Here is a 1,057-nt window from a genome sequence, read left to right as displayed (position 1 = left end):
GCGGCAGATCCGGATACTCACTCGGGGCGGACCTTGGAAGATTTGACCGGTTCTGGGCGGTCAAATCTTCCAAGGTCAACTGCATCGAGGCGGCGGGTGCGGTCAACTGCTTGCGCTACATTCTCAGCCATGCCGCCACCCCTGATCATCGAGTCTGCCGATGCGATGCGGACGTCATTCGACGATCCCGCACACCCCCGGCCGGTCCGTGTCTACCTGTGGGAGCCGCTCGTCCGGCCGGCGGATGGCCTGACACGGTTGATTCTGCTGTCGCACGGCACGGGGGCCTCCGGGCGCGACATGGCTTGGCTGGCCGAGCCGCTTGCGCAGGCGGGCTTCCTGGTCGCAGCGGTGGATCACCACGGCAACAACTGGGTCGACGGCTACGCAGCGCCAGGGTTCATTTTCGTATGGGAACGCCCAGCCGACCTGCGGCATGCGCTAAACCTCATCGAGCAGGACCGCGACGTCGACTGGGTAGGGGCAGCGGGCTTCTCCGCCGGCGGATACGCCGCTGCGGCGCTGGTCGGGGTACGTCTCGATCCTGATCTCATCAGACTGCTCGCCGAAGGCGAGATTCCCGATCCGGCCATTCCGGAGTATCCCGACGCCTTCGAGTGGCTGCGACGCACCACCACACCCGACACGATCGGCGGCCTGCTGCAGCGCGCGGGCGGCGACCAGAGCGACGATCGAGTACAGGCCGCCTTCCTCATCTGCCCCGGCGACGGCGGGATGTCCAGCGCTGCGAGTCTGCGCGCAGTGACCCGGCCGGTGGAGATCCGCTGGGCGGACGCAGACGTCATCACCCCGCCCGAGCAGACCGCCCTGCGATACCTCAAGTTGATCGGCGGGGCCCACGGACAGAGTCTCGGTCGCCACGTCGAGCACCATCACCTTTTCCCCGACGTCAGCGAAGGCGCAGACACGCGAGCGCGCGCCGGCGCCGAAGCCGTCACCTACCTGGCCCAAGTCTCCGGCCTTGTCCAGCCGCCATGAACGGCCAGCACCGTTTCGTCGTTCAACGCTCGCACCCCATACCGCACTGACATCGGCA

Annotated in this window: 1 protein-coding gene; it reads left to right on the top strand. The window is 67.2% G+C overall.

The genetic code is table 11. The annotated features are described in order from the left end of the window. Positions 1 to 129: 129 nt before the first annotated feature. The gene (locus tag V6V89_RS41445) at positions 130 to 999 is read left to right on the top strand and encodes an alpha/beta hydrolase family protein (RefSeq protein ID WP_334625227.1); all 870 of its coding nucleotides are present in this window, start codon (positions 130 to 132) and stop codon (positions 997 to 999) included. Positions 1,000 to 1,057: the final 58 nt, after the last annotated feature.

This window comes from Micromonospora sp. CPCC 206061, from assembly GCF_036906915.1.
Taxonomy (GTDB): domain Bacteria; phylum Actinomycetota; class Actinomycetes; order Mycobacteriales; family Micromonosporaceae; genus Phytohabitans.
This window is presented reverse-complemented; position numbering and strand designations above follow the sequence as displayed.

Coding starts and splice junctions, on each gene's coding strand:
- V6V89_RS41445 (WP_334625227.1), top strand. CDS start 130: ATGCCGCCACCCCTGATCATCGAGTCTGCCGATGCGATGCGGACGTCA.